This window comes from Pseudomonas phytophila (genome assembly GCF_025643095.1).
Taxonomy (GTDB): Bacteria; Pseudomonadota; Gammaproteobacteria; order Pseudomonadales; family Pseudomonadaceae; genus Aquipseudomonas; species Aquipseudomonas quasicaspiana.
This window is the reverse complement of the sequence record NZ_CP081201.1, coordinates 135,523-162,090: the sequence shown is the minus strand read 5'-3', so window position 1 is coordinate 162,090 and position 26,568 is coordinate 135,523. Positions and strand designations below refer to the sequence as shown.

General features: G+C 57.6%; 23 protein-coding genes and 1 pseudogene. 13 read left to right on the top strand and 11 right to left on the bottom strand.

Going from position 1 to position 26,568, the window contains the following annotated elements; genetic code table 11:
* Positions 1 to 90 precede the first annotated feature (90 nt).
* A complete protein-coding gene (dut, locus tag K3169_RS00765; RefSeq protein ID WP_095093254.1) occupies positions 91 to 546 on the bottom strand; it encodes a dUTP diphosphatase in 456 nt (151 codons plus the stop codon).
* A 6-nt stretch (positions 547 to 552) separates the two neighbouring features.
* Positions 553 to 1,761 (bottom strand): bifunctional phosphopantothenoylcysteine decarboxylase/phosphopantothenate--cysteine ligase CoaBC, encoded by a 1,209-nt coding sequence (gene coaBC / locus K3169_RS00760; RefSeq protein WP_231677136.1) that lies wholly within the window; start codon positions 1,759 to 1,761, stop codon positions 553 to 555.
* 132 nt (positions 1,762 to 1,893) lie between these two features.
* On the opposite strand from coaBC, the gene radC reads away from it, so the two are divergent.
* A complete protein-coding gene (radC, locus tag K3169_RS00755; protein WP_122396640.1) occupies positions 1,894 to 2,568 on the top strand; it encodes a RadC family protein in 675 nt (224 codons plus the stop codon).
* A gap of 120 nt (positions 2,569 to 2,688) precedes the next feature.
* Here the strand turns inward: radC and K3169_RS00750 are convergent, their stop codons facing one another.
* Together K3169_RS00750 and rep are read right to left on the bottom strand one after the other, a co-directional pair.
* Complete coding sequence (locus K3169_RS00750; RefSeq protein WP_122806907.1) at positions 2,689 to 3,264, bottom strand: xanthine phosphoribosyltransferase; 576 nt, start codon at positions 3,262 to 3,264, stop codon at positions 2,689 to 2,691.
* A 44-nt stretch (positions 3,265 to 3,308) separates the two neighbouring features.
* Positions 3,309 to 5,318: a DNA helicase Rep gene (gene rep, locus K3169_RS00745; RefSeq protein WP_099270287.1), complete on the bottom strand. Its 2,010-nt coding sequence runs from the start codon at positions 5,316 to 5,318 to the stop codon at positions 3,309 to 3,311.
* Between the two features lie 215 nt (positions 5,319 to 5,533).
* Between rep and K3169_RS00740 the strand changes: the two genes are divergently transcribed.
* Positions 5,534 to 7,204, top strand: a complete 1,671-nt coding sequence (locus K3169_RS00740) for a putative bifunctional diguanylate cyclase/phosphodiesterase (RefSeq protein WP_099270286.1) — start codon at positions 5,534 to 5,536, stop codon at positions 7,202 to 7,204.
* 594 nt (positions 7,205 to 7,798) lie between these two features.
* Here the strand turns inward: K3169_RS00740 and K3169_RS00735 are convergent.
* Positions 7,799 to 9,181 (bottom strand): NorM family multidrug efflux MATE transporter, encoded by a 1,383-nt coding sequence (locus K3169_RS00735; protein ID WP_099270285.1) that lies wholly within the window; start codon positions 9,179 to 9,181, stop codon positions 7,799 to 7,801.
* A gap of 157 nt (positions 9,182 to 9,338) precedes the next feature.
* Between K3169_RS00735 and K3169_RS00730 the strand changes: the two genes are divergently transcribed.
* From K3169_RS00730 to K3169_RS29655, 3 genes and pseudogenes are all read left to right on the top strand, one after another.
* Complete coding sequence (locus K3169_RS00730) at positions 9,339 to 10,262, top strand: LysR substrate-binding domain-containing protein (RefSeq protein ID WP_099270284.1); 924 nt, start codon at positions 9,339 to 9,341, stop codon at positions 10,260 to 10,262.
* A 195-nt stretch (positions 10,263 to 10,457) separates the two neighbouring features.
* A pseudogene (locus K3169_RS29660) lies at positions 10,458 to 11,579 on the top strand (Cache 3/Cache 2 fusion domain-containing protein); the annotation flags it as partial.
* On the top strand, positions 11,574 to 12,434 hold the full coding sequence (locus K3169_RS29655; protein WP_373562244.1) for a methyl-accepting chemotaxis protein: 861 nt from the start codon (positions 11,574 to 11,576) through the stop codon (positions 12,432 to 12,434). The pseudogene K3169_RS29660 and the gene K3169_RS29655, both read left to right, overlap by 6 nt.
* Positions 12,435 to 12,731: 297 nt before the next feature.
* Here the strand turns inward: K3169_RS29655 and K3169_RS00720 are convergent, their stop codons facing one another.
* The 3 genes from K3169_RS00720 to K3169_RS00710 form a co-directional block, all read right to left on the bottom strand.
* Positions 12,732 to 13,376, bottom strand: coding sequence for a LysE family translocator (locus K3169_RS00720; protein ID WP_099270282.1), 645 nt, complete (start codon positions 13,374 to 13,376; stop codon positions 12,732 to 12,734).
* Positions 13,377 to 13,463: 87 nt separating this feature from the next.
* Entirely contained in the window at positions 13,464 to 13,979 is a 516-nt protein-coding gene (locus K3169_RS00715) for a phage antirepressor protein (protein ID WP_255878661.1), read from the bottom strand.
* Positions 13,980 to 14,567: 588 nt separating this feature from the next.
* Positions 14,568 to 14,855, bottom strand: coding sequence for a hypothetical protein (locus K3169_RS00710; protein WP_263269515.1), 288 nt, complete (start codon positions 14,853 to 14,855; stop codon positions 14,568 to 14,570).
* 111 nt (positions 14,856 to 14,966) lie between these two features.
* Between K3169_RS00710 and K3169_RS00705 the strand changes: the two genes are divergently transcribed.
* The gene (locus K3169_RS00705; RefSeq protein ID WP_263269513.1) at positions 14,967 to 15,350 is read left to right on the top strand and encodes a hypothetical protein; all 384 of its coding nucleotides are present in this window, start codon (positions 14,967 to 14,969) and stop codon (positions 15,348 to 15,350) included.
* 233 nt (positions 15,351 to 15,583) lie between these two features.
* Here K3169_RS00705 and K3169_RS00700 read toward each other — a convergent pair whose 3' ends face one another.
* Positions 15,584 to 17,077 carry a YifB family Mg chelatase-like AAA ATPase gene (locus K3169_RS00700; RefSeq protein WP_122396647.1) on the bottom strand — a complete coding sequence of 498 codons (1,494 nt, stop codon included), beginning with the start codon at positions 17,075 to 17,077 and terminating at the stop codon, positions 15,584 to 15,586.
* A gap of 442 nt (positions 17,078 to 17,519) precedes the next feature.
* On the opposite strand from K3169_RS00700, the gene K3169_RS00695 reads away from it, so the two are divergent.
* The 4 genes from K3169_RS00695 to K3169_RS00680 all read left to right on the top strand — a co-directional run bounded on the left by K3169_RS00695 (position 17,520) and on the right by K3169_RS00680 (position 22,248).
* The gene (locus tag K3169_RS00695) at positions 17,520 to 18,041 is read left to right on the top strand and encodes a nuclear transport factor 2 family protein (RefSeq protein ID WP_263269510.1); all 522 of its coding nucleotides are present in this window, start codon (positions 17,520 to 17,522) and stop codon (positions 18,039 to 18,041) included.
* 106 nt (positions 18,042 to 18,147) lie between these two features.
* Positions 18,148 to 18,648 (top strand): sigma-70 family RNA polymerase sigma factor, encoded by a 501-nt coding sequence (locus tag K3169_RS00690; RefSeq protein ID WP_095093285.1) that lies wholly within the window; start codon positions 18,148 to 18,150, stop codon positions 18,646 to 18,648.
* A complete protein-coding gene (locus tag K3169_RS00685) occupies positions 18,645 to 19,643 on the top strand; it encodes a FecR domain-containing protein (RefSeq protein WP_263269508.1) in 999 nt (332 codons plus the stop codon). The genes K3169_RS00690 and K3169_RS00685 overlap by 4 nt, the downstream gene beginning before the upstream one ends.
* Before the next feature lie 184 nt (positions 19,644 to 19,827).
* Positions 19,828 to 22,248: a TonB-dependent siderophore receptor gene (locus K3169_RS00680; protein WP_263272376.1), complete on the top strand. Its 2,421-nt coding sequence runs from the start codon at positions 19,828 to 19,830 to the stop codon at positions 22,246 to 22,248.
* 7 nt (positions 22,249 to 22,255) lie between these two features.
* On the opposite strand, the gene K3169_RS00675 is transcribed toward K3169_RS00680, so the two are convergent.
* A complete protein-coding gene (locus K3169_RS00675) occupies positions 22,256 to 22,750 on the bottom strand; it encodes an Lrp/AsnC family transcriptional regulator (protein ID WP_122396652.1) in 495 nt (164 codons plus the stop codon).
* Between the two features lie 135 nt (positions 22,751 to 22,885).
* On the opposite strand from K3169_RS00675, the gene K3169_RS00670 reads away from it, so the two are divergent.
* Positions 22,886 to 23,935 (top strand): PLP-dependent cysteine synthase family protein, encoded by a 1,050-nt coding sequence (locus K3169_RS00670; RefSeq protein WP_263269507.1) that lies wholly within the window; start codon positions 22,886 to 22,888, stop codon positions 23,933 to 23,935.
* 234 nt (positions 23,936 to 24,169) lie between these two features.
* On the opposite strand, the gene K3169_RS00665 is transcribed toward K3169_RS00670, so the two are convergent.
* Positions 24,170 to 24,433 (bottom strand): accessory factor UbiK family protein, encoded by a 264-nt coding sequence (locus tag K3169_RS00665; RefSeq protein ID WP_027899842.1) that lies wholly within the window; start codon positions 24,431 to 24,433, stop codon positions 24,170 to 24,172.
* 418 nt (positions 24,434 to 24,851) lie between these two features.
* Here K3169_RS00665 and glnK point away from each other — a divergent pair, with 418 nt between their 5' ends.
* Positions 24,852 to 25,190: a P-II family nitrogen regulator gene (gene glnK / locus K3169_RS00660; RefSeq protein WP_002555808.1), complete on the top strand. Its 339-nt coding sequence runs from the start codon at positions 24,852 to 24,854 to the stop codon at positions 25,188 to 25,190.
* Positions 25,191 to 25,222: 32 nt separating this feature from the next.
* The gene (locus K3169_RS00655; protein ID WP_027899841.1) at positions 25,223 to 26,560 is read left to right on the top strand and encodes an ammonium transporter; all 1,338 of its coding nucleotides are present in this window, start codon (positions 25,223 to 25,225) and stop codon (positions 26,558 to 26,560) included.
* Positions 26,561 to 26,568: the final 8 nt, after the last annotated feature.

Genomic DNA, 26,568 nt, shown 5'->3' with positions numbered 1-26,568 from the left:
TCCCCGGTCATTCATCCTGAAGCTGGACAGTCACTCACTCGATGCCGCAACAGCCCCAGGCTGCCCGGCATCCAGTCATCGGCTCAAAGGTCAGTGGCTGCCTGAGTGACCGAAACCGCCAGCACCACGTTGGCTTTCATCGAACTCTTCAACCAGTTCGAAATGCGCTTGCACCACCGGTACCAGCACCAGTTGGGCAATGCGCTCGCCTATAGAAATATTGAAAGCGGTCTGTCCCCGATTCCAGCAGGAGACCATCAGTTCGCCCTGGTAATCGGAGTCGATCAGACCCACCAGGTTACCCAAAACAATACCGTGTTTGTGACCAAGACCGGAGCGCGGCAGAATCAATGCCGCCAACCCTGGATCACCGATATAGATCGACAGGCCGGTCGGGATCAACAGTGTCTGGCCTGGTTCCAGGACAGTGTCCTCTTTGAGCATGGCGCGCAGGTCGAGCCCGGCGGAGCCAACAGTGGCATAGGCCGGCAAAGGAAATTCGCTGCCAATGCGAGGGTCGAGGATCTTGGCTTGTAGGGCGTGCATTCGTAATTAAACCTGGTTCATTCGTTCGGCGATAAAAGTGATCAGTTGGCGGGCAATCTTGCCCTTGCTGGTCTGGGCAAAAATCGTTGCATGCAGCGCGCGGTCGATCACGCTGCAAGCATTCTCTTCGCTGTTGAAGCCGATGCTGGGGTTGGCAACATCGTTGGCGACGATCAGATCAAGGTTCTTGTCCTTGAGCTTGCGTGCAGCATAGTCGAGCAAGTGTTCAGTTTCAGCGGCAAAGCCAACACTGAACGGGCGATCCGGGCGGGTAGCGATAGTCGCCAGGATGTCCGGGTTACGGACCATCTGCAGCAACAGGCCGTCACCCGTAGACGGATCCTTCTTGAGTTTGTGCGGGGCAACCACCTCAGGTCGGTAATCCGCGACCGCTGCGGAAGCGATGAACAGATCGCAGGGGATCGCAGCCTCACAGGCGGCCAGCATGTCCCGGGCGCTGACGACGTCGATGCGCGACACACGATCAGGCGTCGGCAGGTTAACCGGGCCGGTGATCAGCGTGACGCGTGCGCCAGCCTCGATCGCGGCCTCGGCCAGGGCAAAACCCATTTTGCCGGAGCTGTGATTGGTGATGTAACGCACCGGGTCGATGTTTTCCTGGGTCGGACCGGCCGTAATCAGCACGTGCTTGCCGGTCAAAGACAGACGCTGGAAGCAATCGGCGGCGGACTGGGCCAGATCATTGGGTTCAAGCATGCGCCCGAAGCCAACATCGCCACAGGCCTGACTGCCGGAAGCAGGGCCGAATATGCGGAAATCACGTTCTTCCAGCAAGCGGATGTTGGCCTGCACGGACGCGTCGCGCCACATCGCCTGATTCATCGCCGGGGCAACGGCCACAATGGCGTCGGTGGCCAGAACAATCGTGGTCAGCAAATCGTTGGCAATACCTTGTGCCAAACGCGCAATAAGGTCTGCGGTACCGGGTGCAATCAGTATCAGATCGGCCCATTTGGCCAGCTCGATATGCCCCATCGCCGCTTCTGCGGCCGGGTCGAGCAAATCCAGATGAACCGGATGCCCGGAAAGGGCCTGCATGGTCAGCGGGGTGATGAACTCGGCACCACCTCGGGTCATGACGACACGCACTTCAGCACCCTGGTCACGCAAGCGTCTCACCAGTTCTGCGCTCTTGTAGGCCGCGATACCGCCGCCAACGCCAAGAACGATGCGTTTCCGATACAGCCGCTGCATAGGCCTGCCTTTTAGTCGAGTGGTACGCGGCGGCGATGGGCGTTTCCCAGGCCGATCGCCGCGCAAAAAAGATGGGCTAAGATAGCACAGCGACCGTGCTGGAACAGCGGTCCCCACACACATGGAGGTGGTATGAGTATTCGCAACTGGCCTGAGGCCGAACGCCCGCGTGAGCGGCTACTGGAGCTGGGTTCGGCGAGCCTGTCCGACGCAGAGCTGCTGGCTATTTTCCTGCGTACCGGTGTGGCCGGAAAAAGCGCTGTAGACCTCGCCCGATACCTGTTGAATCAATTCGGTGGGCTGCGACCGTTACTGGATGCTGACCTGACCATGTTCAGCTCACATCTGGGGCTTGGGCCTGCCAAATTCGCGCAGTTGCAGGCCGTCATGGAAATGGCTCGCCGACACATGGCGGAAAGCCTGAGGCGCGATTCTGCGCTGGAAAGCCCGGAGCAGGTGCGCAACTACCTCAAGGCGCTGTTACGCCATGAACCCCATGAGGTGTTTGGCTGCCTGTTTCTGGACAACAAGCATCGGGTTCAGACTTTCGAAATCCTGTTCCACGGTTCGATCAACAGCGCCCACGTGCATCCTCGGCAAGTGGTCAAGCGCGCCCTGGCCCATAACTCAGCCAGCCTGATCCTCTGCCATAACCACCCCTCGGGCGTCACCGACGCCAGCCAGGCCGATATCGACCTGACCAAACGCCTGCGCGATGCGTTGTGGCTGATCGACGTAAAGGTGCTGGATCACCTGATCATCGGCGACGGTGACCCGCTGTCGATGGTGGAGTGCGGGTTGATGTAGTTCTACCCACTGTAGGAGCGCGCTTGCCCGCGATTCGGCATGGCAGTCGATACCTTAATATCTGGCAGATATCTGGCAGGACGCCATCGCGGGCAAGCGCGCTCCTACAGAAATACGGTGCTACTCATTAACAAACGTTACAACCCCATCCGCCAGGGATTTAACCCGCGCCAGGGACTCGACACGATAACCCTGCGCGTCCAGCTCGGCGCGGCCGCCCTGGAAGGACTTTTCGATCACGATGCCCAGCCCGGCGACCGTTGCGCCTGCTTGCTTGATGATGGAAATCAGCGCCTGAGACGCTTTTCCGTTAGCCAGAAAGTCATCAATGATCAGCACGTTATCGCTGCTGTTGAGATGACGAGGCGAGATCGCAACTGTGCTTTCGGTCTGTTTGGTGAACGAATACACCGTGGCCAGCAGCAGGTTTTCGGTCAGGGTCAGCGACTGATGCTTGCGGGCGAAAATCACCGGCACACCCAGTTTCAAACCGGTCATCACCGCAGGCGCAATACCTGAGGCCTCAATGGTAACGATCTTGGTCACGCCCGAATCCGCGAACAGCGCCGCAAACTCGTCGCCAATCTGCTGCATCAGCACCGGGTCGATCTGATGATTGAGAAAAGCGTCGACTTTCAATACCTGATCGGAAAGTACGATGCCTTCTGCGCGAATCTTCTGATGCAATGCTTCCACGTTGCTTCCTCGGGTGCGCGAATCTGCGCAATCAATAGTAAAAATTACTTTTTCAACATCGCGCGGATGTCCGCCAATGCGGTATTGCCGCGCACTGCCTTCACTTCGGTCGGGGTGTCGTCATTGCCTTCCCAGGCCAGGTCGTCGGGCGGCAGTTCATCAAGGAAGCGGCTTGGCGAGCAGTCGATGATCTCACCGTACTGCTTGCGCTTGGCAGCAAAGGTAAACGCCAGGGTCTGACGCGCACGGGTGATGCCCACGTAAGCCAGACGGCGCTCTTCCTCGATGGTATCGGCTTCGATACTGGAGCGGTGAGGGAGAATTTCCTCTTCCATGCCCATGATGAACACGTACGGAAACTCCAGGCCTTTGGAAGCGTGCAGGGTCATCATCTGCACGCCTTCCGCGCCGTCCTCTTCTTCCTGCTGACGCTCGAGCATGTCACGCAAGACCAGCTTGCCGATGGCTTCTTCGATGGTCATTTCACCTTCTTCGTCTTTCTCGAGGGTGTTTTTCAACGCCTCGATCAAGAACCAGACGTTGCCCATGCGGTAGTCGGCAGCCTTGTCGCTGGAGCTGTTCTGACGCAGCCAGTTCTCGTAATCGATGTCCATGACCATGCTGCGCAGCGCGGCAATCGGATCGTTCTGCGCGCACTGCTGACGTACGCCGTCCATCCAGCGCTTGAAGCGCTGCAAGCGGTCGGTGTAACGGCTGTCCAGATGCTCGCCCAGGCCAATTTCGTCGGTGGCGGCGTACATCGAGATTTTTCGCTCGGTGGCGTAATTGCCGAGCTTTTCCAGGGTAGTGGAGCCGATTTCCCGACGCGGCACGTTGATCACCCGCAGGAAGGCGTTGTCGTCATCAGGGTTAACCAGTAAGCGGAAGTAGGCCATCAGGTCTTTCACTTCCTGACGTCCGAAGAAGCTGTTACCGCCGGACAGGCGATACGGCACCTGGTGATGCTGCAACTTCAGCTCGATCAGCTTGGCCTGATAGTTACCGCGATAGAGGATCGCAAAATCGCTGTAAGGCCGATCAGTGCGCAAGTGCAGGCTGAGGATTTCAACAGCCACGCGCTCGGCTTCGGCGTCTTCGTTGCGGCAACGAATCACACGAATTTCATCGCCGTGCCCCATCTCACTCCACAGCTGTTTTTCGAACTCGTGAGGGTTGTTGGAAATGAGCACGTTGGCGCAGCGCAAGATACGGCTGGTCGAGCGGTAGTTCTGCTCCAGCATGACCACCTTCAGCGACGGGTAGTCTTCCTTGAGCAACATCAGGTTTTCCGGACGCGCCCCGCGCCAGGCATAGATCGACTGGTCGTCGTCGCCTACCACGGTGAACTGATTGCGCATGCCGATCAGCAGCTTCACCAGCAGATACTGGCTGGCGTTGGTGTCCTGATATTCGTCCACCAACAGGTAGCGGACCTTGTTCTGCCACTTCTCCAGAATGTCGGCATGTTCCTGAAACAGCTTTACCGGCAACAGAATCAGGTCGTCGAAGTCCACTGCGTTGTACGCCTTGAGCGTGCGCTGATAGTGGGTGTAAACGATGGCAGCGGTCTGTTCCTTGGGGTTGCGGGCTTCTTCCAGCGCTTGCGCAGGCAGGATCAGGTCGTTTTTCCAGGAGCCGATCATGTTCTTGATCTCGTCGACGCCGTCGTCGCCCGAGTATTCCTTCTGCATGATGTCGGTCATCAGGGCTTTAACGTCGGTCTCGTCGAAGATCGAGAAGCCCGGCTTGTACCCCAGCCGTGCGTGTTCCTTGCGGATGACGTTCAGCCCCAGGTTGTGAAACGTCGATACGGTCAAGCCGCGACCTTCGCCAGCGCGCAGCAGGGTACCCACCCGCTCCTTCATCTCCCGGGCGGCCTTGTTGGTAAAGGTCATGGCGACGATGTACTGGGCGCGGATCCCGCAATTCTGGATCAGATGGGCGATCTTGCGAGTGATCACGCTGGTCTTGCCGGAGCCTGCACCGGCGAGCACCAAAAGAGGGCCGCCGACGTAGTTCACGGCTTCTTGTTGCCGAGGATTGAGTCGGGACATGAAAAAAAGAGTCACTAACGAAATGGGCGGGCATTTTAGCAGGCTATGGCGATTGTGCAGCGACCGTCTGCCAATGAGTGAGGTCTTATATCGCCCGCTGCTATCTAATTTTTTTGGTTTTGTTACATTTGCTTATCCGAATGCTGAACTAACGCTCTGTTTTGCCCCTTATTCCGGGCCTTCTGTTTGTCTCTTTTCGAGTCTAGGGAGCTAGCTTGCCTACGCCTGTCCAACCCTTGCGGTTGTTAGTGCTGGCCCACGAGCCGGAATGGCTGGTATTGCTTCGCAGTTGCCTCACGCAAGAGCAGAATCAGGCAAATCCGTTGTTCTTTTCGCACTGGAACGATATTAACGCCGCACTGGTTGATGACCACCATACGGTATTACTGACCACTCCAGAGCTTCAGCCTCCGCCCGGCCGCTGCAATCTTCCGGTGGTCATGCTGCTTGAAGAAGAGCCACTGATCGCGCCGCTTGGCGCCAGTGACTGGTTGATTCGCAGCGAAATGACGCCCGCAGCACTGCGCAACTGCCTGCGCCACGTGGGCGAGCGTGCATTGCTGGAAAACACCCTGCAGCGTCTGGCCGAGCAAGACACACTGACCGGCATTGCCAACCGCCAGGGTTTCCAGACCCTGCTGGCAGCGCGCCTGCTGGACAACGACGGGCGCGGCCTTGCGCTGGGCCATCTGGACCTGGATAACTTCCGCCGCGCCAACGATGCACTGGGCCATCAAGCCGGGGACCGCCTGATTTTGCAGGTGGTGGCGCGACTCAAAGGACAGATGGAAGTCGGCGACCAGATTGCCCGATTGGGCAGCGACGAATTTGCACTGCTGATCGATACCCGCCGCGCGCCCGAGCGTGCCGAGTGGATGGCCGAACGCATCACCGAAGCCTTGTCCGAGCCTTACTGGGTTGACGGCGAAAGTCTGCTCATCGGCTGCAGCCTGGGGATCGCTCATTCCCGCGCAGAAGCAGGCGCTGATCCGCTGATGTGGCATGCACATATCGCGATGCAGCAAGCCAAAGGCATTCAGGGCTGCACCTTTCATATCTTCAACGACCGGCTCAATCGCAACGCCCGTAGCCTCGCCGATCTGGAAGGCGAGTTGCGCCGCGCGTTGCGACGCGATGAGCTGGAGTTGCACTACCAACCGCGGCTCTGCCTGACCAGCGGCCGCATCGTCGGCCTCGAAGCGCTGGTCCGCTGGCGACACCTGGAGCGAGGCTTGCTGCCACCCAGCGAGTTCGTGCCGCTGGCGGAACAAAGCGGGCTGATCGTGCCATTGGGCTACTGGGTGATATCCCGGGCTCTGCGCGATATGCAGGGGTTGCTGGAAAATGGCCTGCCGCAACTGCACATGGCGATTAACCTGTCATTCCGCCAGTTTCAGGACAACCAGCTGCTGACGACATTAGGCCGATTGATTGCCGAGCGGGGCATTGATGCGCAGTGGCTGGAATTCGAACTGACTGAAACCGCCGTTATGCGCCGCAGCGATCTGGTCAAACAAACCATGGATGCGCTTGGACGCTTGGGAGTCCGGTTCTCGCTGGATGATTTCGGCACAGGGTTTTCGTCGTTCGTGCACCTCAACAACCTGCCCATCGCGCTACTGAAGATCGATAAAAGCTTCGTCGGCGAAATGGAACAGCGCGAAGAGAATCGCAAACTGGTCCACGCCATGATCAACCTGGCTCACAACCTGAGCCTTGAGGTGGTGGCCGAAGGTGTCGAAACCGCTCAGCAGCTGGCGCTGTTACGCGGTTTCGGCTGTGATCAGGTTCAGGGCTACCTGATCAGCAAACCGCTGCCGCTGCCGGAGTTGATCAAGTACCTGAAGCGGGACAAGCAAGCGCCAGAGGCGTTGAGCCGGGTTTGATTTCCGGGCTACCTGTCACCGGATTGGACTGCAAGCGCAATCCCGGTGGGAGCGAATTCATTCGCGAAGGGGCCGGTACATCCGTACCTTGTGTATCGCCTGAAATACCGCCTTCCCGAATGAATTCGGCCCCACAGGTTTGATGTAGCGCCCGTGATTTGGACCAGGCGCTCTCACGAAAGCCTTTGATCTGCCTGCGGACGCGTCTTCTGTGGCAGATGCTATGTCTGTTCCCGGTGGGAGCGAATTCATTCGCGAAGGGGCCGGTACATCCGCACCTTGTGTATCGCCTGAAATACCGCCTTCCCGAATGAATTCGGTCCCACAGGTTTGATGTAGCGCCCGTGATTTGGACCAGGCGCTCTCACGAAATCCTTTGATCTGCCTGCGGACGCTTCTTCTGTGGCAGATACTATGTCTGTTCCCGGTGGGAGCGAATTCATTCGCGAAGGGGCCGGTACATCCGCACCTTGTGTATCGCCTGAAATACCGCCTTCCCGAATGAATTCGGTCCCACAGGTTCCGTGTGAGTTTAGAGTTTTAAGTGTTGTCTGTTTGGTCCATTACAGCGGTAGCAGACAACATCAAACATCCTCACCCCATCACCGGCACCGCCGCAGCTTCCCGGCGCAGCAACTTCGAAGTCTTCCTCTCGAAGGCAAAGGTCAGCGCAATCGCTGAGCACAGCAGCCCCAACGCCAGCCCCCACCAGACGCCCTCGGCACCGTGGTTGGTGTAGAAACCAAATATCCACGCCGCCGGGGCCGCCACTAGCCAGTAACTGGCCAGCCCGATAAGGAAGGTGGTGCGCGCATCCTTGAAGCCACGGATCGCGCCCATGGCGATGGTTTGCGCGCCGTCCAGAATTTCAAACCAGGCGGCAATCGCCAGCAGCTTGACCGTCAGCTCGACAATCTCGGCGAATTTCGGATCCTTGATATCAAGGAAGAGCCCGATCACCAGATGCGGCGCCAGCCAGAACAGCATGCCGAACATCAGCATGACCAATGAGCCAAAGATAATCCCCGCACGCCCGGCAGTGCGAGCCAGCAGCAGATTGCCCGCGCCATAGTGCAGACCAATGCGCATGGTCACTGCGTAGGAAATCCCCACCGGAATCATGAACGCCATCGACACCGACTGCAGGGCGATCTGGTGCGCCGCCATTTGCGCACTGCCCATCGCACCCATGCAAAACGCCGCAAAAGTAAACAGACCAACCTCAACCGCGTAGGTCCCGCCAATGGGCAAGCCCAGCTTCCACAGCTCTTTGAGATGACTGCGCGACAGCTGCCAGAAACCTTCGCGGATCGGGTAGGCCGCGTAGGCCGGATGGCGACGGATATGCAGGGCGAGAATCAACGCCATACCATTGGTGACCACCGCAGTAACCAGGCCAATACCCATCAGGCCCAGATTGGGCAGCCCGAACATCTGATGGATAAGGGCGTAGTTGAGGACGAAATTGGCAATCGCGCCACCCACGCTGATTGCCATGACCGGGCCTGCACGCCCCAACGCACTGGTAAAACCGCGCAAGGCCATGAACGTCAGCAAGCCGGGTAACGCCAGCGGCAAGGTGATCAAAAATTGACCGGCCATATGCACGTTGGATTCGGTCTGGCCGAAATGCAGAAGGATCGGTTCGAGGTTCCACAGGATCAACATGGCGATCAATGCCATGCCCCACGCCAGCCAGACACCGGCCTGAACCAGTTGCGCGGCGCCTTTGCTGTCTCCTGCACCATGACGGATGGCGACCAGCGTACCGACAGCGGCCATGACCCCGACACAGAAGAACGAAATAAAGTTGTAAGTGGCCGCGCCCAAACCGCCGCCCGCCAAGGCTTCCGGGCCAATGTGGCCCATCATCACCGTGTCGGTGAAAACCATGACCATGTGCGCCATCTGTGAAGCGATCAGCGGCCCGGCAAGGCGCAGGATGATCCAGAGTTCTTTGATGGCAGGTTGTTGCATGGCGCGACGCTCGATTTCAGGGGGCAGTTATGAGCCGCCCATTCTCGGTACTTAAGGGGACGAGCACAAAGGGATAATAAAGATCGTTAGCATGAGTAAAACTCATCTGTTAGTTTTTTAGCTAGAATCGCCGTCCCCCACGGTAGGAGCGTTCTGAATGCCTCGCAGTCTTCCTCCTCTTTATGCATTGCGCGCATTTGAAGCGGCGGCGAGGCACAGCTCATTCACGCGGGCAGCCGAAGAACTGTCGATCACCCAAAGTGCAGTCAGTCGGCACATTCGTACCCTTGAAGAACACTTTGCCTGCCGACTGTTTCAGCGCATCGGTCGTAACATCCAGCTGACCGAAGCCGCGCGGACCTTGTTGCCCGGCGTGCGCGATGGCTTCTCTTCACTGGAACGCGCCTGCAACACGCTCTCCGTTGATGAAGGAATCTTGCGCATGAAGGCGCCGCCCACCTTGACCATGCGCTGGTTATTGGCGCGGCTCAGTCGCTTTCGCCACCTGCAGGCAGGTAATGAAGTCCAGTTGACCAGCGCATGGATGGAAATAGATGTGGTGGACTTCAGTCACGAGCCTTTCGACTGCGCCGTGCTGCTCAGTCGTGGCCATCTCCCCGCTGAGTGGGAGGCAATACGCTTGTTCCCGGAATTGCTGATTCCGGTCGGAGCGCCGAATCTGGTCGACGATCAGCCTTGGGATATCCAACGCTTGGCCAGCGCAGAATTGCTGCACCCGACGCCGGACCGCAGAGACTGGCGCAGTTGGCTTGAGCGCACGGGCTTGTCAGAACACGTGTCACTCAAAGGCGGACAGGTGTTCGACACGCTGGAACTCGGCATGATTGCCGCCGCCCGCGGCTATGGCGTCTCCATGGGGGACCTGCTCATGGTCGCCGAAGATGTTGCCCAGAACCGTTTGAGTCTGCCGTGGCGTACCGCTGTTTATAGCGGCGAAGATTATTACCTGGTCTGGCCCAGAACCCGCCCCGGCAGCGAACGCCTGCGCCGGTTGGGGGATTTCCTGCAAAGCGAGGTCAACGCCATGGAATTACCTGAGGTGCAAATCCTCAAGGGATAGTGGCATTGCGACACATGCCGTAAACTAGTCGGCTAATTCCGGGAACGATACTCAAGTATTGAAGTCCCGGGCCGATGTTAGAATCGACGCCCCTTTGTACAAATTCTGTACAACCAAGGCTACCTTCACTTAATTACATTCAGCTGAACGGCTATTAGAGGTCACTCAAGACCCTCCGTTCGGCCAGGAGCCGTCATGTCCAAGCCCCGTGCACGAATTGCTTCGCAACTCGGTATTGCTCTGGCCGTTATTCTGGCAGTTGTCATCTCCGGCAGTACTGTCTTCGCGCTGCGCTCGCTGGACTCCGCCAACCTCGTCATTCGTGAAGAGCACATGTCGAGTGAGGCCCGCTTGCTGGCCGACCAGCTCAACACGTTTCACAGCACACTGCGGGTCAGCACCCAGCGTCTGAGCGGGTTGTTTGAAAAGCGTTTCGCCAGTGGCCTTACCGTTCAGGCGGACCAACCGATCACAGTCGCCGGGACACAGACACCCAGCCTGATCCTGGGAGACCACGCGCTGAACAACAACTTCAAGGAAGTTGACGAGTTCCGTCAACTGACTGAAGGCGTGGCCACGGTCTTCGTGCGCAGCGGCGACGAGTTCATCCGCATCAGCACCTCGCTGACCAAGCAGGATGGCAGCAGAGCCATCGGCACAATGCTCGACCGCAAGCACCCTGCATACGACCGCTTGATGTCAGGTCAGGGCTACGTCGGTAAAGCCGTGCTGTTCGAGCGCTCCTACATGACGCAATACACCCCCGTGAAAGACAGCTCCGGCAAAGTCATTGCGGTGTTGTTCGTCGGCTTCGATTACACCGACGCAGAGAAAACCCAGTTCGAAAACCTGAAAAACTTCCGCATCGGCAAAACCGGCTCTCTGGCCCTGCTTGATGATCAGAACCGCTGGCTGGTGCCGCCAGCAGGCGTGCAGGCACTTGAGCAGGCGGGCAAAGCGGTCGCTGATTTAGGCAAGCAGCCGGGTAAAGGGCAGTACTGGAGCGATACCAGCGAGGATTTCTATAGCGTTGCCCAACCCTTCAGCGGTGGGCCGTGGACCGTTCTGGCGAACATGCCCAAAGACGAAATCAGCGCCGTGACCTGGAACGTCGGTACGCAACTGGCCATCGGCAGCCTGTTGGCGATGTTGATTGCCGTGGGCTCCGCCATCTGGCTGCTGCGCAGCAAACTGCGTCCGCTGTCTGAGCTGGTGCGTCAGGCCGAAGCACTGGGTGCCGGTGATTTGAGCGTGCGCCTGAACATCAGCAGCCATGACGAAATTGGCCAACTGGCAACCAGCTTCAACAAGATGGGCGAAGCCCTGTCGACCATGGTTTCTCACATCCGCACGGCCGCTCAACAAGTCAGCAGCCGCGCCCATGAGCTGTCCGGTCTGTCCGGCGGTGCTTATCGCGGCATGGAACAGCAATCGGGTGAAATCGTCAGCATGGCGGGCGCGGTTGAAGAATTCAGTGCCACGTCGCTGAACATCGCCGACAACATGGGCAACACCGAACGTCTGGCTCAGGAAAACGCTCAGCAGACCCGTATCGGTCGCGCCTCGATGCAGGAAGCCTCGTCGTCCCTGGAGCAGATTGCTGCCTCTATCAATAGCACTGCATCGGTCATTAATACCCTGGGGCAACGCTCTCAGGAAATCGGCAGCATCGTCGGTGTAATTACCTCGATTGCCGACCAGACCAACCTGCTGGCCCTCAACGCGGCCATCGAAGCAGCACGGGCTGGCGAACAAGGTCGTGGTTTCGCCGTGGTGGCTGACGAAGTGCGTAGCCTGGCAACCCGTACGCGGGATGCGACCAACGAAATCTCCGGGATGATCACCAGCATCCAGCAAGAGACCGGCAACGCCATCTCCACCATGCAACAGGGCAATGCCCAGATGCAGGAAGGCCTGGCACGTAACGCCAAAGTGGCTGCCGCGCTGGAGCAGATCGACGAGCAAAGCCGCTCGGCCGGTCAGCAATTCGCCGCGATCACTACTGCCACCCAGGAACAAAGCAGCACCGCCACCTTGTTGAGCAGCAACCTGCAAAGCATCGCGCTGGCCAACAGCGAACAACGTGAAGTTGTCTCGCACCTGGCTATAACCGCAGAAGAACTGAACACCCTGGCCGCTGATTTGCGTACCGAGGTTGACCGGTTTCGTTGAGGGTTAAGTGATAAACAAAAACGCCCTTCGGGGCGTTTTTTGTTGAAGGTCGGTTTTGCTGACACCATGCTTTCGCGCTGCAAACATAGAACTGTAGGAGCGCACGAGCACCATGCAAACCACTGGATTGAAATGCATTTTCTGTAGGAGCTGCCGAAGGCTGCGAAGCATTTGTCCTGATACACCGCGATCGCAGCCTTCGGCAGCTCCTACAGGCCCTATGTTTGCTGCGCGACAGCGCGGTGCCATCAACACCGGGGTAGCTGCATTTCAATGCAAGGGAGTGCATGTTGGCCCCTACAGACCAACCGGAGCCCCGACAAACTCCACATACCCACTCACCACCACATACACAGCGAAGTAAGCGAAGATCAGCGCCGACGCAATGTAGGTGTACTTCATCAGCTTCTCGCCGATGAGCCGACCGCCTTGCCAGGCCACCGCGCACAGTGAAATCGTCCACAGCAGACCCGCCGCAAAAAAGCCTGACAGGAACAGACCCGCGCTCGCCACGTCATGCCCCTGACGTGCAATGATCGCGCCGCCTACAGCAGCAAACCACAGGATGGCGCTGGGCGAAGACATCGCCAGCATGACGCCCTTGGAGAACAACGCCAGATTGGTCTTGCCCCACTGCTCACCGCTCTGCTGCATCGTCCCGTCAGTCTTGAAAGCACTGAGCAGCATTTTCACGCTCAGGAAACAGAGCACCAGCGAGCCACCAATCCACAGCACCCAGCGCACCGCCTCGAATTGCAACAACACTGCCATGCCCATCATCGCCAGCACGGCGTAAATCAAATCGCCAACACAGGTGCCAAGCCCCAGCCAGACACCCTGAGCGAAACCGCGCTGCATGGCGATATTGATCATCGCCATATTGGCCAGGCCAATTTCCAGGCACAGCGAGAGGCTGAGCAGGAAGCCGTTGTTGAATTCCATCTGGATGTTTCCTCACTTAAGTGCGCGACACTTTAAGCAGGAGGCAGATGTGTCGCAAGATACAGTGCGCGGCGCCAACTGTATGGCTTACGCCAACAACCGTCGCCACCACGAAGCAGTCTTTCCGGCGTTCTGCCGTGAACGCTCCAGCAAGATCTCTGGCATGTCCCGCACGCGAATCCACGATTCGTTCTGCCAGTTCAGCAGACTCAGGGTCATCTCTGGCCAATGCATCAATCCCAGCACCGGGCGTTGCGCTGTCGGGACTTCATGCCTGTCGCGCAAGGCCTGCACCACATGATGCTCAAGCCATTCGCGCAACGGCCCGTTTTGAGCGCCGTGCTGATAGAGCAATAACATGTAGGCCCCGGACTCGCTGATCATCAACGTGTCCTTTGTCACACCATAGCGCTCCAGCAAAACGGTTTTGCGTTGATCGGGTGCCAGTTTGCGAGCGCGGTGCTCATCCAGAAAAATCCCCATCAGATAGCCAAGGTCGCGCGCGCAGAGCCAGACCTGGCCTTCGAGGCAAATGGCGTGCATATGTTTTTTCTGGCGGATGAAGAGCATGGGGATGTGGGGTGGCTGAGTGTGTTTATCCATCAGGTAGAAGTTCTCTAGAATAAATGACTCCACCGCCTAGACATCGCCAAACGAATAGGTGGCGGCTGTGTGCAGGTTGGCGAACCGGGGGAGAACCATTCCGGCAGACCCTAAGATCTCCCGCACACAACAGCCATAAAGCTTGGGCAAGATCTGCCCACACTTAATAGTCAATGTATTGGTTCCCAACCAGATCGCCAAATCCAGTAGCTGAATATTCAGCCGGGAGAGAGGTTAATCCGTTGAGGCGCACACGACTGTCGGCACAGGACGCTGGCGATCTGTGGATAACTCCGCTCCGACTGTAGGAAACCAGCCTGTGGAAAACTTGAGGAGCGCACACAGCACTATGGCTGGTCGCTGTCATGTGGGAGCCGGGCTTGCCCGCGATAAGGGCACCGCGGTCTGCCAGATAAACGGAGTCGCACTTATTGCGGGCAAGCCCAGCTCCCACAGGTTTTGCGCAAGTCCTTGATCACATCACACACAGATGGCGCCGGCCTGTAGATACAAACCTTTCAACTACTCCCCGGCCGATGCTGTAACGCATCGGCCATATGACTGCGAAGGATGACAAGCCAAAAGCAGCTATAAATCTTTATAAGCCTGTTCCGCCTCAACAATTTTAATCCCCAAGCTAAACTCATAGGGCCATTTATCTACAATGATTTTCGCCAAACCAAGATTGCGATCACTTTTTTCAGGAACACTGCCGAAAATTATTTTAATTAACGTCACGTCTAGCACCGCTTTAAATTGTTCCAACTGCTCATTTGTTGTGAATAACAAAGCGTTATTTTTATTGCGTATGATTTCGTCAGCAATCGCCTGAGTGGCTATCTCTATCTTTCGCACCGCTTTTTCTGAGTCCTTCATTGCCTTGTCCGGTCCGATAGTTCTGATATATATTCCGAGCCTGGCCGCCTCACAAGGCCTGAACCTTGAGCTGAAGCGATGCCCTCGGTCATGCGACGAAGGAAGGATATAATGAAAAAGTTTGTTGCGTCGACCATCAAGTGCTACGAGGAAGACGGAGTATTAATAGTTGCCTTGGGTGATGACCCAGAAAATCCGGCGAACTTCATTATTATTACCCGCCTGGACGATGAAGATAACGCGACTGTCAATGATGGTATCGGCTTTCAAACACATGAAGCAGAATATGAGATGCCTGATGCAATCGCAAAGGTTAGTTTGCATTCTGATAGTCTCGAAGTGACAGTCAAACCTGAGTTTATTGATTTTTTTGGTAGTTCAAGTTTTGTGGCAGAAATACCGCAAGGGAGTAACGACTCGTCAACGCAGTTCTCCGCATTAAAAGACGCATTGCAAACTATATTCAGCGGCGCACAGGTTGAGCTGGTTATTTAGTTATCGTGGACCTGCCGAGCGGCGTCCATGGCGCCACGCTATCGTGCAGCAAACAGGATCCTGTAGGAGCGCGCTTGGTCTGGGCGCATCCGGACGATAGCGTCAGCACGGCCGATATATTTATCAACTGATAGACCGATTCGCGGGCAAGCGCGCTCCTACAGGCAAAAAAGTATTCCAAATCAGATGATTGAATATTTTTTGATAGGCGCAATCCCGCAGAACCAGCAATTTCAACCACTCGCCGGCCGGTACTGCAACGCCTCCGCCACATGGCTGCGATTAATCTCGTCCACCTGCTCCAGATCGGCCAACGTCCTTGCCACCTTCAACAGCCGATGCGCCGAACGCAGCGACAAGGTCAATCGCTCACATGCCGTTTCCAGCCAGGCCTCGTCTTCACTGGTTAACACGCAATGCTTGCGCAGACCGGGCATATCCAGAAACGCATTCGCGCAACCTTGACGCTGGTTCTGGCGATCCCGCGCCTTGGCAACGATTGCCGCAGCGCTGGCGGTAGTTTCACCGCCTTGTACAGTCGGGTTGAGAGCGGTGGTTTCTCGGGCGACAGTCAGGTGCAGATCAATACGGTCCAGCAACGGTCCGGACAGTTTGTTGCGGTAGCGCTGAATCTGCTCCGTCGAACACCGGCACCTTCCGGTCGGCTCGCCAAGATATCCACAGGGGCACGGATTCATGGCAGCGACCAATTGAAAGCGCGCCGGAAACCGCACCCGATCCCGCGCTCGAGAGATCACGATGTGGCCTGACTCCAGAGGCTCGCGAAGCACCTCAAGCACCCGGCGATCAAACTCCGGCAACTCATCAAGAAACAGAACGCCGTGATGGGCGAGGGTGATCTCACCGGGCTGTGGTCGACTGCCCCCGCCGACCAATGCGGGGCCGGATGCCGAGTGATGCGGCTGACGAAACGGACGCTGCGGCCAACTGGTCAGCGGGATCTGGCTGGCGACCGACTGAATCGCCGCCACTTCCAGCGCCTCATACTCATCCAGCGGTGGCAGCAAACCCGGCAAGCGGCTGGCGAGCAGGGTTTTGCCGGTGCCGGGTGGGCCGCTAAAAAGTAAGTTGTGCGCGCCAGCAGCGGCAATGATCAGCGCCCGTTTGGCGGCCGTCTGGCCCTGCACTTCGCTGAGGTCCGGATAAGGCATGGCCTGATGTATGAGCCCGCTGGACTGGTACGGCGTGATAGGCGTCTGTCCGTTGAAATGCGCCACCAGCTCCAGCAAATGATTGACCGCAATCACCCGTAAACCCGATGCCAGACACGCCTCTTCAGCATTTACCGCCGGGATGATCAGCGTGCGTTGCGCCGCGCGTGCTGCCAACGCTGCAGGCAACACACCCTGAATCGGCCGAATTGCACCCGACAACGCCAGTTCGCCGAGGCATTCCACATCCTGCAACGCCACCAATGGCACCTGACCACTGGCAGCCAGCAAACCCAAAGCGATCGCCAGATCAAATCGGCCGCCGTCCTTGGGCAGATCAGCGGGCGCGAGGTTGAGCGTGATACGCCGATCCGGAAATTTCAGCCCGGAATTGAGAATCGCACTGCGCACCCGATCCTTGCTTTCCCGCACCGCACCTTCCGGCAAACCCACCAGCGTCAGCGCAGGCAGACCGTTCGCAAGGTGCGCTTCGACCGTAACCGCAGGCGCCTCAACGCCCACTTGGGCGCGACTATGAACAATGGCCAGAGACATGATTCTTCCTTGAAAAAGCGACCCTCGCATCCTGCGACATTGGGGCGAGCTTTGAAGGAATGAATGGATACAGGGTGTTAATGCATGCCCGCGATAAACCTCTTTTATGCCTGACACTGCGCCGCCACGTGGTTCATAAATGACCTGTAGGAGTGAGCTTGCTCGCGATTCGATTTCCTGGTCGACAAATTTATCGCATGGGCTGACGCCATCGCGAGCAAGCTCACTCCTACAGAAAAGCATTTAGATTCAGTAAATTATTTTGGTTTTATGAAGGCTGCCGAAGGCTGCGATAGCGGTATGTCAGAATAAATGCATCGCAGCCTTCGGCAGCTCCTACAAAAACGCATTTCAAAGGGGGATCTGGTTTGATCGGCCCTGTGAATCAGGTCATACGATAAGCTGATCGTCCAAGTCGTTTTCCAAACAAAAAGAGCCCTCAATGCCAACCCCAGCCCAAGCCATCGAACACTACATCCTCGCCAAAGACGGCAATCGCCCGCACTTGCTACGCCAGGCATTCGTCAGCGACGCCACGCTGGAGATGGTTGTCCACACCGGAGCCATTTCATTCCCGCCCACCGTTGAAGGCCGGGACGGTATCGCGGAGGTGCTGGTGCGGCGTTTCGGGCAGACCTATGAAAACGTCTACACATTCTGTATCGGTGAGCCGCCGGCCGAGGAGGCGACCGAGCATCACTGCACGTGGCTGGTGGGAATGTCGGATAAGGCCACCCGGGATCTGCGCTTTGGTTGCGGGCAATATGACTGGCAGTTTGATTCAGGATTGGCGACGCATTTGAAAATCACCATCGAGCAGATGCTGGTCTGCCCGGCTGCAGAGGTGGAGCCGGTGATGGATTGGTTGCAGCAGGTCAGTTATCCGTGGTGCCCGACGGGGCAGTTAATGTCCGCGCCGCCACTGGCCAGCATCGAAACCGTCCTGCAATACCTGAGGGCATAAGCCACACGCAGCTGGCGTCCCATCCCTTAAGCAGTTGCAAATTGTGCAGCGCTTTAACACAATGCGACTCATTATCATTTACGCCGCGCTGGGATGGCGCGCCACGATGCCCTCTCATCACGCCACACTGCGTTCGCTCTACATCGATCATCACGGCTGGCTCAACACCTGGCTGCGCAGCAAGCTGGGCAATGCAGCCGATGCGGCGGATCTGGCGCAGGATACGTTTGTCCGGCTGCTCAATCGCCACGAACTGCTTGAGCTGAAAGCCCCCCGTGCGTTTCTGCGCACTGTTGCCAAAGGGATCGTTATTGATCACTGGCGACGCGAGGAGCTGGAGCGCGCCTATCTTGAAGCCATCGCGCATTTACCCTGCAACGAGTCGCCTTCGCCCGAGTCCCGTGAGCTGGTTTTCGAGTTGCTGGAGAGCATTGCGAAGATGCTGGATGGCTTGAAACCCAAAGTCCGTCAGGCCTTTCTGCTGGCTCAGTGTGAAGGCATGCCCTACAAGCAGATCGCCGAACGAATGAGCGTGTCGGTGCGCTCGGTAGAACGCTATGTCGCCGACGCGCTTTATCACTGTTATCTGTTGCGGTATCCAGCGTGAGCGGCGCCTCTGCTCATGCGCGTTCGCAAGAGCCTTCGCCACAGGTCGTGAAACAGGCGATTCAGTGGTCGATGCGCCTCAACAGCCAAGGGCACAACCCACAATTGCGCGAGCAATGTGAGCAGTGGCGTGTTGCACATGCCGACCATGAGTGCGCCTGGCAGCGTATCCAGGCCTTGAACAACGAGCTCAACAGCCGCTTTCAGAATATTCCTGCACCGGGTGCAGCCCTGGAAGCACTGGAAAACAGCGCCCAACGTTTGAGCCGCAGACAAACCCTGAAATTACTGTCCGGTCTGGTCGTTGTGGGTTCAAGTGCCTGGCTGTCGCGAGAGGTTATGCCCTGGCAACAATGGAGCGCAGATTTCGCGACCAGCGTCGGGCAGCGTGGGCGTTTTCAGCTAAGCGACGGTTCAAGCCTGCAATTGAATACCGACAGCGCGGTGGATCAGAACTTCAACGCCGAACGCCGTCTGATTACCTTGAATCGTGGTGAAATTCTCGTGGGGTGCGGTGCAGATGTCCAAAGCCCAACCCACAGACCACTGCTGGTGCAGAGCCGCCATGGGTTGTTCGAAGGTATCAATGGACGCTTCGTCGTCAGGCAGTATCAGGACCAGACGCGTCTCAGCGTGCTTGAAGGCCAGTCGATTATCCGCTCGCCCGCCGCGTCTCCCGTCACGGTGAGCGCCGGGCAGCATTATCTGGTGTCGTCTCGCGAAGCGGTTCAACTGCCTGCGTTGAACATGGATGCTGGTGCCTGGAGCGAAGGCCTGATCGTGACCCGCAACATGCGCCTCCGAGACTTCCTCACCGAGGTCGGAGCTTATCGCCACGGTCATCTGGGCTGCGCTGACGATGTTGCCGACCTGCGTCTTTCGGGCGTGTTTCGGCTCGAAGACACCGACAAATTGCTCACGGTTGTTACCCAGACGTTGCCTGTCCAGCTCAGGTATCGCACGCGCTGGTGGGTGACGTTGCAGCGCGAGGCATGACGTCTGAAATTTTTTGGCGGGTTTTGCCTACAAGTCCGGCTTAGAGATCAGCCCCTTTGTTCTCTTAACAGACTTTACGGAATCGTCCATGACCCGGCCTCTAGGTAAATCGCAATCAAGCCTGCAAAACGTCGCCGTTGACGCGCGCGCAACACACCTCGCCACAGCGGTGCGCGCGACATTGATGTGCGTGGCGTTGGGCGCCGCCGCGCTGCCTGTAGCGGTGCAAGCCCAGGACGATCCAGCGGCGATAGGTGCTGTGCGCAGCTATTCCATCGCGGCCGGTCCGTTGGGCGAAGCCTTGAACCAGTTCGCCCGGCAAGCGGGTATCACATTGGCCGCCACCCCGGCGCAAACGGCCGGCAAGCAATCGCCGGGCCTGCAAGGCAGCTATGCCCCGGATCAGGCTCTGACCATCCTGCTCGGCAGCAACAGCCTGCAAGCCGTTACCCAGGACGGCAGTAGTTATGTGCTGCGCGAAACGACGGGCGAGGCAATGGCCTTGCCCAGCACCGACATTCGCGGGTTCGCACTGGGTAACGCCTTGGGCAGCATGGAAGGCTACAACGCGACTCACAGCCAGATCGCCACCAAGACCAGCACGTCGGTGCTGGAAACGTCGCAGTCAGTCTCGGTGGTGACGCGCCAGCAAATGGATGACCAGGGTTCACAAACCGTCGCGCAGGCCATGCGGTATACGCCGGGCGTGCTGACCAATCCCTACGGTGCAACTCACCGCTATGACTATGTGGCTCTGCGCGGTTTCAACGACGGCTCTGTGGATAACATTTACCTGGACGGTCTCAAGTCCATGGGCGATAGCGGCACCTACAGCACGATGCAGGTTGATCCGTACTTTCTGGAGCGGGTCGACATTCTGAAAGGTCCGTCGTCGGTGCTTTACGGACGCAGTTCGCCGGGTGGTCTGGTGGCATTGACCAGCAAAAAACCGTTGTTTGAGCCGTATCATCAGGTTCAGGCTACCGTCGGCACGCAAGGTCAGCGCGGCATGGGGTTCGATTTCAGCGGGCCTGTGGATGACGACAAGCGCGTTGCCTATCGCTTGACCGGGCTTGTGGATAAGTCAGACACGCAGTTCGATCACGTTGAAGAGAAGCGCTATGCGCTGGCACCGACTGTCAGCATCGACTTCAGCGAAGACACATCGCTGACCCTGCAAGCCTATCTCCAACACGATCCGGAAGGCGGCTATCACGGTGGCGTACCGGCCAGCGGCACGCTGCGTAAGCGCAACGGGCAACGTATCTCCGAGCACTTCTTCGATGGCGAGCCTGGCGTCGATGGCTTCAGCCGCGATCAACAGTCTTTCGGTTATCAGTTCGAGCACCGCTTCAACGACGTATTTACCGCCAGACAGAACTTCCGTTATCTGGACTCGAAGGTGAAGAACGATCAGATCTACGCCTACGACTGGACGACGCCCACCAGCAACGAACTGACGCGTTATTACTCCGGCGGTGACGAGCGGCTGCACGCGTTCATCGTCGATAACATGCTGCAGGCGGAGTTCTTCACTGGCTCGGCCAAACACACTGCGCTGCTCGGTGTTGACTACCAGCGACGCAAGACCGTGGTGGACTGGACCAGCGGCTCAGTCGCCTCGCTTAATGGCTTCGATCCCGTCTACGGCAATTCAGCGATCAGTTATTTCAGCCCAACCAGCTACGTGCGCCGTCTGGAGCAAACCGGCGTGTATGCACAGGATTTGATCGAGCTGGATAAATGGCGCTTCTCTCTGGGCCTGCGTCAGGACTGGGTAGAAACCTCGGATGAAAACCGACTCGCAGAAGCCGGGCGGCCTGAGGGCACCGAAATCAGCGATCGACGTACCAAACTCACCGGACGGGCAGGCGTGCTGTATCTGTTCGATAACGGCATTGCGCCGTACCTGAGCTATTCCGAGTCGTTTAACCCGAACTCTTACGCCGACAGCGACGGCAACCCTCTCGCGCCAACAGACGGCACTCAGTGGGAAGCAGGCATCAAGTACCAACCACCCGGCACGGACAACCTGTTCACTGCCTCGGTATTCCGGATTGATCAAGAGAACCTGGCGTCCAAACTGCCGCAAGAGAATTTCTATCGCCCCATTGGCGCGGTTCGCTCCCAGGGCCTGGAGCTGGAAGCGCACGTGCAGTTAACCGATAACTTCAAAGTGCTGGGCGGCTACACCCTGACTGACATCGAATACTCCAAATCGATGATCAGCACGTTGAGCACGCCGACCAATGTCATAGAGAACAAAGGCAACTCGCCGACCCAAGCGCCTAAACACATGGCGTCTCTCTGGGGCGACTATGCCTTCAATAGCGGTGCGCTGGATGGTTTGCGGCTGGGTGCAGGGGTTCGCTACGTCGGCTACAGCTGGGCGGATTCTGAAAACACCCTGAAGGTGCCGTCTTACACACTGTTCGATGCGTCAGTCGGTTACGACCTGAGCAAAGTCGGGCTCAAAGGCGTCGACGTGCGGGTTAACGCGAACAACCTGACCAACGAATCCTACGTTGCGTCCTGTGCAAGCCTGAGCTACTGCTATCTGGGCGAGGAGCGTAACGTCAGCGCCACGGTCAGCTACAACTTCTAGCCGACCGTTAAATCAGCCTGTTCCCCCTCGGGGAACAGGCCTGACTGCGGGGCAGAGGGAGCGCCGTGGTGTACTTCAACTGCTCCATGGCGAAGCTGGAGGTAATCGTCGAAAGCCCTTCGGTGCTGCTGATCAGTTTTTTGTAGAAGCGGTCATAGGCGGCCATATCGGTGACCACCAGACGCAGCATGTAGTCCCATTCGCCCGCCATCCGGTAGAACTCCATGACCTCTTCGTACTGCATGACGGTTTGGGCGAATTGCTCAAGCCACTGGGTGTCATGGTGCCGGGTTTTGATCTGAACGAAAACCGACAATCCCAGCCCGAGTTTTTCCGGGTCGAGAAGCGCGACTCGGGATTTGATGTACCCGGCTTCTTCGAGCTTTTTGACTCGCTTCCAGCACGGCGTAGTTGAGAGGTTGACGGCATCAGCCAGGTCTTTCAGCACAATAGTGGCATCACGCTGCAAAATGCTGAGGATGTGACGATCAAGACTGTCCATTTTTCAAATCAGTCCTTTCGTAGAAAATTTTTCTATCAAATAGCTGATCGAGTAGAACAAAAAGAAATTCTTTTTTCCAGCAATCGGTAACCTTTGCCCTCAAGAATAGATGTGTTTTTGCCGGAGCGCAGAGTGATGAATAACTGGATTCGTAACGCGATCAAAACCCTTGACTGCGATCAGCGCCGCTCGGCCGATACGCACATGCTCAAGCTCGATGTTCCGGCACTTGGCGACATCGATATTTACATCAAGGACGAAAGCACTCACCCCAGCGGCAGCCTTAAACATCGCTTGGCACGCTCGTTGTTTCTCCATGCAATCTGCAGCGGCAAGATTCACCAGGGCACGCATGTGGTGGAGGCCTCTTCCGGGAGCACGGCGGTTTCAGAAGCTTACTTCGCAAAACTGCTGGGGCTGCCTTTCAAAGCGGTCATGCCGCGCCATACCGCCAGCAGGAAAATCCAGCAGGTCGAGATGCTCGGCGGGCGCTGCCATTTCGTGGAGCAATCCTGCGACATGTACCCCGAAGCAGAGCGGTTGGCTCGCCTCGACAACGGTCATTACATGGATCAGTTCACTTACGCGGAACGGGCTACGGACTGGCGAGGTAATAACAACATTGCTGACAGCATCTTTGATCAGTTGAGTGGCGAAGAACATCCCGTCCCGACCGCAATTGTGATGAGCGCAGGAACGGGCGGTACGTCGTCGACCATTGGCCGGTTCATACGCTACAAGGGCCATGCCACCAGACTGATCGTCGTCGACCCGGAGAATTCGGTGTTCTACGACAGCTACCGCAGCGGCGATACAAGCCTGATCAGCCTCAAGGGCAGCCGTATCGAGGGCATCGGGCGACCCAGAGTAGAAGCGTCGTTCTTGCCGGGGGTCATCGACGACATGCTGCAAATCCCCGATGCAGCCAGCATTGCCACCCTTGGCTGGCTGGAAAAGCTGATCGGCAAGAAACCGGGCGGTTCGACGGGGACCAACGTCTGGGGCGCGCTGAAGGTAGCGCTGGACATGCAGGAGCAGGGCTTGAAGGGTTCAGTGGTGACCCTGATGTGCGACAGCGGCGAGCGCTATCTGGACACCTATTACGACCCTGAATGGGTCGCACGCACCATTGGTGATCTTTCGCCGTATACGAAACGGCTGGAGCGGTTGTTGGTTGCGGGGTGAGTTCCTGCTCACAAGGTATGCACCAATTTGTGTCTGCAGGAAATTTCCCTTCTATCCTGACAACAAGCTGTCGTACAGCAAATGCAAATCCCTGTGGGAGCGAGGCTTGCCCGCGATAAGGCTGGACGCGATCTAAAGTGAACCGCGTCCAGCCTTATCGCGGGCAAGCCTCGCTCCCACAAGAACATCATTCCAAATCAGGTATAAGGGCACAGCCCACACACTCGGCGCTATTTACTCACCCACAGGCGGGTTCAGCTTCGCTTCCATCTCCGCAACCTTTGCCTCCAGCGCTTCGAGGCGGGCACGGGTGCGGGCGAGGACGGCCATCTGGCTGTCGAATTCTTCCCGACTGACCAGATCCAGTTTGCTGAAGCCGCTTTGCAGCAAGGCTTTGAACTGGGTTTCAAATTCATTACGCGGGATCGGTGTTTCGCCATTGAACAAGCGCGAGGCGTGGCCGCTCAGGGCATCGAGAAAAGCTTTGGGCGCGAGCATGTCTACCTCCGGTTTCAGATAAGCGGCAGTGTAGCACGGAGCGTCTATAGTCATTTCCAGCGAAGGCGGACGCACGATAATGGCGCACCAGCGCGTGCACGGACGCACTTTAGTTGTGCGCCGACGCACTTCGCCGGGCGGCTCCGGTGCCTTAAACAGGGATCAAGGGCCTGTATTCAATGAAAAATCAGGAGATGGCAAGCTTTCTGCTTAGTCGCTGATGACCCATGCACTGATGCAGTCGCGTTGACGATTACAGTGCGGCAGGCGGAGCGGGGAATGTTTCGTCAAAAGCGGTTTTCTGGGGTTGGTCGGACCTCCTTCAGGCGACCGATGCGTTACAAAGCCAGGCACTGCGCTTAGACTTGAGTCGGGTTTGTTTTCCTGGGGCAAGTCCACCAATTCGGGAGAAAGTTTCATGAAGCTAGTCACTGCCATCATCAAGCCGTTCAAACTGGACGACGTGCGCGAGTCGCTGTCCGAAATCGGCGTGCAGGGCATCACCGTTACTGAAGTCAAAGGCTTCGGACGTCAGAAAGGCCACACCGAGCTGTATCGCGGTGCGGAATATGTAGTCGACTTCCTTCCCAAGGTGAAGATCGATGTTGCCATTGACGATAAGGATCTGGATCGCGTTATCGAGGCGATAACCAAAGCAGCCAACACCGGCAAGATTGGTGACGGCAAGATCTTTGTTGTGAATCTGGAACAGGCAATTCGCATCCGTACCGGCGAAACCGATACCGACGCAATCTAAGCCGCCAACCCAACGCCCCAGGAGAAAACAATATGACTCTGCGTCAATTCGCAGGGCTAGGAGCCCTGTTGTCCCTCGTAACCCCTGGCTTGGCCATGGCGGCAGACGAAGTGGCAGCCCCAGTACTCAACTCAGGTGACACCGCCTGGATGCTGACCTCGACAGCCTTAGTGCTGTTCATGACCATCCCTGGTCTTGCGCTGTTCTACGGCGGCATGGTCCGCTCGAAAAACATTCTTTCTGTGATGATGCAGTGTTTCGCCATCACCGGCCTCATCAGCATCCTGTGGGTCGTTTACGGCTACAGCATTGCGTTCGACACTACCGGTATGGAAGCAGGCGTCGTCAACTTCAACTCCTTCTTCGGCGGTATGGGCAAAGCGTTCCTGGCAGGCATCACGCCGTCCAGCATCACCGGCGCTGCTGCACTGTTCCCTGAAGCGGTGTTCGTCACCTTCCAGATGACCTTCGCCATCATCACTCCAGCCCTGATCGTCGGTGCTTTCGCAGAACGCATGAAGTTCTCCGCGATGCTGATCTTCATGGCTATCTGGTTCACTCTGGTCTACGCGCCAATCGCGCACATGGTCTGGGGCGGCGTCGGCGGCCTGATGTGGGACTGGGGAGTCCTGGATTTCGCAGGCGGCACCGTGGTTCACATCAACGCGGGTGTGGCGGGTCTGGTTGCGTGCCTGGTACTGGGCAAGCGTAAAGGCTTCCCTACCACTCCAATGGCTCCGCACAACCTGGGTTACACCCTGATCGGCGCGGCAATGCTCTGGGTAGGCTGGTTCGGCTTCAACGCCGGTTCCGCTGCGGCCGCCAACGGCACTGCAGGCATGGCGATGCTGGTTACCCAGATCGCGACCGCCGCTGCTGCTCTGGGCTGGATGTTCGCCGAGTGGCTGACCCACGGTAAGCCAAGCGCACTGGGTATCGCTTCGGGCGTGGTTGCTGGCCTGGTTGCCATCACTCCGGCTGCCGGTACTGTTGGCCCAATGGGCGCCCTGATCATCGGTCTGGCTGCAGGCGTGATCTGCTTCTTCTGCGCCACCAGCCTCAAGCGCAAGCTGGGCTACGACGACTCCCTGGATGCTTTCGGCGTTCACGGCATCGGCGGCATCATCGGCGCAATCCTGACTGGCGTGTTCGCAGCCCCTGCTCTGGGCGGCTTCGGCACCGTGACTGACATCGCAGCCCAAGTCTGGATTCAGTGCAAAGGCGTCGGCTTCACGATCATCTACACCGCGATCGTGACCTTCATCATCCTCAAGGTGCTGGACGCTGTTATGGGTCTGCGTGTCACCGAAGAGGAAGAAGCTGTCGGCCTCGACCTTGCGCAACACAACGAGCGTGGCTACAACTTGTAAGCCACTGT

Excerpts from the sequence above, each read along its gene's own strand:
- K3169_RS00730 (WP_099270284.1), top strand. The coding sequence starts at position 9,339 with ATGCCTCGCAGTCTTCCTCCTCTTTATGCATTGCGCGCATTTGAAGCG.
- K3169_RS00670 (WP_263269507.1), top strand. The coding sequence starts at position 22,886 with ATGAATAACTGGATTCGTAACGCGATCAAAACCCTTGACTGCGATCAG.
- K3169_RS00675 (WP_122396652.1), bottom strand. The coding sequence starts at position 22,750 with ATGGACAGTCTTGATCGTCACATCCTCAGCATTTTGCAGCGTGATGCC.
- coaBC (WP_231677136.1), bottom strand. The coding sequence starts at position 1,761 with ATGCAGCGGCTGTATCGGAAACGCATCGTTCTTGGCGTTGGCGGCGGT.
- K3169_RS00695 (WP_263269510.1), top strand. The coding sequence starts at position 17,520 with ATGCCAACCCCAGCCCAAGCCATCGAACACTACATCCTCGCCAAAGAC.
- K3169_RS00705 (WP_263269513.1), top strand. The coding sequence starts at position 14,967 with ATGAAAAAGTTTGTTGCGTCGACCATCAAGTGCTACGAGGAAGACGGA.
- glnK (WP_002555808.1), top strand. The coding sequence starts at position 24,852 with ATGAAGCTAGTCACTGCCATCATCAAGCCGTTCAAACTGGACGACGTG.
- rep (WP_099270287.1), bottom strand. The coding sequence starts at position 5,318 with ATGTCCCGACTCAATCCTCGGCAACAAGAAGCCGTGAACTACGTCGGC.
- K3169_RS00715 (WP_255878661.1), bottom strand. The coding sequence starts at position 13,979 with ATGGATAAACACACTCAGCCACCCCACATCCCCATGCTCTTCATCCGC.
- K3169_RS00700 (WP_122396647.1), bottom strand. The coding sequence starts at position 17,077 with ATGTCTCTGGCCATTGTTCATAGTCGCGCCCAAGTGGGCGTTGAGGCG.
- K3169_RS00665 (WP_027899842.1), bottom strand. The coding sequence starts at position 24,433 with ATGCTCGCGCCCAAAGCTTTTCTCGATGCCCTGAGCGGCCACGCCTCG.
- radC (WP_122396640.1), top strand. The coding sequence starts at position 1,894 with ATGAGTATTCGCAACTGGCCTGAGGCCGAACGCCCGCGTGAGCGGCTA.
- K3169_RS29655 (WP_373562244.1), top strand. The coding sequence starts at position 11,574 with ATGGGCGAAGCCCTGTCGACCATGGTTTCTCACATCCGCACGGCCGCT.
- K3169_RS00690 (WP_095093285.1), top strand. The coding sequence starts at position 18,148 with ATGCCCTCTCATCACGCCACACTGCGTTCGCTCTACATCGATCATCAC.
- K3169_RS00655 (WP_027899841.1), top strand. The coding sequence starts at position 25,223 with ATGACTCTGCGTCAATTCGCAGGGCTAGGAGCCCTGTTGTCCCTCGTA.
- K3169_RS00710 (WP_263269515.1), bottom strand. The coding sequence starts at position 14,855 with ATGAAGGACTCAGAAAAAGCGGTGCGAAAGATAGAGATAGCCACTCAG.
- dut (WP_095093254.1), bottom strand. The coding sequence starts at position 546 with ATGCACGCCCTACAAGCCAAGATCCTCGACCCTCGCATTGGCAGCGAA.
- K3169_RS00735 (WP_099270285.1), bottom strand. The coding sequence starts at position 9,181 with ATGCAACAACCTGCCATCAAAGAACTCTGGATCATCCTGCGCCTTGCC.
- K3169_RS00720 (WP_099270282.1), bottom strand. The coding sequence starts at position 13,376 with ATGGAATTCAACAACGGCTTCCTGCTCAGCCTCTCGCTGTGCCTGGAA.
- K3169_RS00680 (WP_263272376.1), top strand. The coding sequence starts at position 19,828 with ATGTGCGTGGCGTTGGGCGCCGCCGCGCTGCCTGTAGCGGTGCAAGCC.